Genomic DNA, 3837 nt, shown 5'->3' on the forward strand with positions numbered 1-3837 from the left:
CTTAAAAATAAACAGTACGCTTCTAAAAAAACATAAACAAGCAGACCTCTCTCATAAAGACGAATTGCATGAAAGTTTCTTGCAAAATAATGGCTGCCTTTAGATCATAGCCCCCTTCCTCTCACAACGATTATAACTCTCCTTAGAATATCACGACACCCATCATACAAAAGATTTAAAGACAGGCTACAGATTCTATAATCATCATTGCATAAAAATCTTACACACTTTATGCTTTTCCATGAAAGCAAAAGGAAGATGTCAATGTCATCTAAACTAACGCGTAACCAAACATTGGTTTTGAACACTTTAAAAAATGCAAAAGGGCCTTTAAGTGCTTATGCGATTCTTGACCAATTACGCGAAGAAGGTTTTCGTGCACCTCTTCAAGTTTATCGTGCGTTAGAAAAACTCGTACAATTAAAGTGTATTCATCGTCTTGAAAGTGTCAATGCCTTTATGGTCTGTTTACATCCTGAAAAATGCCAACACGAACTTACAACTTTCATAATTTGCGAAAACTGTGGCACAGTCAATGAAATACAAAATCAAACAATTGTATCGAGTTTAAAACAAATGGTTCAAGCGGTTGACTTCCAAGCACACAAAAGCACCCTAGAAGTACGAGGACTTTGTAAAAAATGCATAACAAAGTAAGGCCTCTAACTTGCAAGCTTAGTATATTTAGTATTATGTATTGAAAATTGACTTATTGTTTGAAAAGCTCTTATCGCCCTTGCATGTATGTCACCCTACCCTAAAGTGAGGGGCTTGTTATATGCATTGGAATGTAAATATTGAAAGTGTAAATCATGTCCGTATCTGAGACAATTTCTTCAACAAAAAATCTCGATAAAATGAAACAAAAAAAAATAATCAAGGCTCTTTTTGTTGTCTTTGCACTTTTTGTACTTTGGTTTGGCTATAAGTGGATAACGCATTGGCGTTATATGCTGGCCACTGAAGATGCGTATGTGCAAGGAGATATCGCCGCTATTGCGCCTAAATTAAATGGATATATTGAAAAAATTGCTATTAAAGCCAACCAAGTCGTAAAAAAGGACGATATTTTGTTTTACTTAGACAATGGTGATTATCAAATAGCCTTGGATCAAACAGATGCGCGTCTTAACACACAGAAAAAAACACTTCTACGCATTGATGCACAAATCACAGCAGCGCATAGTGCTTTAGATGATGCAAAAGCGCAAAAAGCAGCCGCTTCAGCCATAGCAACCAATGCACAACTCACCTTAAAACGTGTAACAGAACTGAAAGCCGATCGTTATGCTCCTCAATCGAATGTTGATGATGCCAAATCAGCTTATGAACAAGCTATTGCAAATGTTAACCGTGCGGATGCACAAATCGCTTCAGCACGCGCAAATATCCAAGTGCTAGAAGCACAACGAAGTGAAACAGAAAGCCAAACAAAGAGTTTAGAACTTTCGCGTGAAAAAGCACAACGTGATCTTGATTCAACCATTATACGCGCGCCATTTGATGGAATTATAGGAAATTTAACAGCAAAAACGGGAGATTTTGTTGTAAATGGCCAGCGTCTTGCAGCATTAGTCCCCATCCATGCACTTTATATTGAAGCAAACTATAAAGAAACACAGTTGCAAAATATTCATGCGGGACAAAAGGCTTATATTTCTGTAGACGCCTTTAAAAATGAGGTCTTTACAGGAACGGTCCTTTCTATTTCGCCCGCAACAGGTGCTGTTTTTTCTCTTCTTCCTCCACAAAACGCTACCGGTAACTTTACAAAGATTGTCCAACGCATTCCCGTACGTATTTCTATTCCAGAAGAAGTCTTAAAAACCGGACATATCCGAGCAGGAATGAGTGTTTCAGTAGAAGTTGATACACGGACAAAACCACAAGATAAAAGTCTTTGATAATAACAAGTAAATGACCGAATTATTATGACATCTTCAAGCCCAAAGCCCATACAGTCTCAAAAGCGTATAGAAATCCGTAACATTGTGATTTTCATCGTTATGGCTTTTGGCATGTTTATGGCGATTTTGGATATACAAATCGTTGCCTCCTCTTTAGCCGAAGTTCAAGCGGGTCTTGCTGCAAGCTCTGAAGAAATTTCATGGGTTCAAACCTCCTATCTCATCGCTGAAGTTATCATGTTACCCCTTTCTGGATTCTTAGGAAGATTGCTTTCAACACGTGTTTTCTTCACCATATCAGCGATCGGGTTTACGATTACTTCTGTTCTTTGTGCAACAGCAACATCGATTGGAGAGATGATTATCTACCGTGCATTGCAAGGTTTTATTGGTGGAGGAATTATCCCAAGCGTTTTTGTCGCCTCTTATGTTCTTTTTCCTCCCTCCAAACGCCCAATTGTTACCCCTATTGTTGGACTAGTCGCAACATTAGCCCCCACTATTGGTCCAACGGTCGGGGGTTATCTCTGTCATATCTTATCATGGCACTGGCTTTTTCTCATCAATGTACCTTTTGGGATTATTATTTCAATTCTCGCTTGGCAATTGATTAATTTTGATAAAGCAAATTCATCTCTCATGGCTAAATTTGACTGGTTGGGGCTCATTTCTATGGCTGTTTTTCTAGGAACTTTAGAGTATGTACTAGAAGAGGGTGCACGTCATGATTGGCTGAATGATCGACTGATTCGAAACTTATTCATTATCATGATCTTGTCTGCCGCCCTCTTTTTCTGGCGCGCATTTACGGCAAAAGAGCCTATTGTTGATCTTACGACTTTTTCTAATTTTAATTTTTCTGCTGCCTCCATTTTTTCCTTTTCTTTGGGAATAGGCCTTTATGGTCTTACATATCTTTATCCTGTCTATTTGAGCCAAATCCGCCATTATGATGCCCTCATGATTGGAGAAACATTGTTTCTTTCAGGGTTTGTCATGTTATTAACAGCCCCTCTTGCCGGATATCTTTCTGCAAGAATGGATGCGCGTTTGATGATGGCGATAGGACTTTTAGGCTTTGCAATAGGAACTTGGATGGCGAGTTCTATCACAGACAACTGGGATTTTTGGCAACTCTTTTGGCCGCAAGTTTTCCGGGGTAGTTCTGTAATGTTATGTATCGTTCCTGTTAATAATATTGCCTTAGGAACACTCCCACCCGAACGCATGCAAAATGCCTCTGGACTCTTTAATCTCACACGGAATCTAGGGGGAGCTGTAGGACTTGCCATTATCAGCACTCTCATGACAAAACGCACAGACTTCCATTATGAACGAATAGCCGAAACAATCAACCACGCAAACAGACAAGCAACTGAAATGCTTTCAAAGTTTACTTTATTCTTCAAAACAGAAACCTTTGATTCGTATACGCTTGCTCTTTCTCAATTGTTTGGTATGGTGCGCATACAAGCAACGATTATGGCTTTGAGTGATATTTTCTTTATCATAACCGTTATCTTTGGTACTCTGGCATTCATGACCATTTTTCTCAAAAAAATACCACCTCTCATGGATTCGCCACCCAATCACTAAACTTAATCTAAAGTGAGAAGTATTTTATGGCTTCCCTCTATTCTCTATGATCCTATTGCCTCTCAACAAACAATGCGAATCCAACATATAGTTCTAAACGGTTTTTTCTGATAAAAATTATTTTCAATGCATAGCTATTTAGGCATAAAAAATAACTTCTCACATAAAAATTTGTTTTAGAGGAGATGATAACAAACAAAGAGTTCATCTAAACTACTTGCACACCATAAAAACGAAGCAACTATTTTTATAAGATTTTTGATTTTTCATCATAGAGTGGAAAAAAATATTAAAAGAATATTTGTTCCTGCTATTTATTTTGCCCCCTATTTTA

General features: G+C 38.1%; 3 protein-coding genes. All 3 read left to right on the top strand.

The features are described 5' to 3' along the window. Positions 1 to 264 precede the first annotated feature (264 nt). Complete coding sequence (locus BN338_RS03405) at positions 265 to 657, top strand: Fur family transcriptional regulator (RefSeq protein WP_039759096.1); 393 nt, start codon at positions 265 to 267, stop codon at positions 655 to 657. 155 nt (positions 658 to 812) lie between these two features. Beyond that, complete coding sequence (locus BN338_RS03410; protein ID WP_039759097.1) at positions 813 to 1904, top strand: HlyD family secretion protein; 1092 nt, start codon at positions 813 to 815, stop codon at positions 1902 to 1904. Between the two features lie 27 nt (positions 1905 to 1931). Further along, positions 1932 to 3503 (top strand): DHA2 family efflux MFS transporter permease subunit, encoded by a 1572-nt coding sequence (locus tag BN338_RS03415; protein ID WP_039759098.1) that lies wholly within the window; start codon positions 1932 to 1934, stop codon positions 3501 to 3503. Positions 3504 to 3837: the final 334 nt, after the last annotated feature.

It is taken from the genome of Bartonella queenslandensis AUST/NH15 (genome assembly GCF_000312585.1).
Taxonomy (GTDB): domain Bacteria; phylum Pseudomonadota; class Alphaproteobacteria; order Rhizobiales; family Rhizobiaceae; genus Bartonella; species Bartonella queenslandensis_A.

What these genes read in the sequence shown, in the direction of transcription:
- BN338_RS03415 (WP_039759098.1), top strand. Translation starts at nt 1,932, where the DNA reads ATGACATCTTCAAGCCCAAAGCCCATACAGTCTCAAAAGCGTATAGAA.
- BN338_RS03410 (WP_039759097.1), top strand. Translation starts at nt 813, where the DNA reads ATGTCCGTATCTGAGACAATTTCTTCAACAAAAAATCTCGATAAAATG.
- BN338_RS03405 (WP_039759096.1), top strand. Translation starts at nt 265, where the DNA reads ATGTCATCTAAACTAACGCGTAACCAAACATTGGTTTTGAACACTTTA.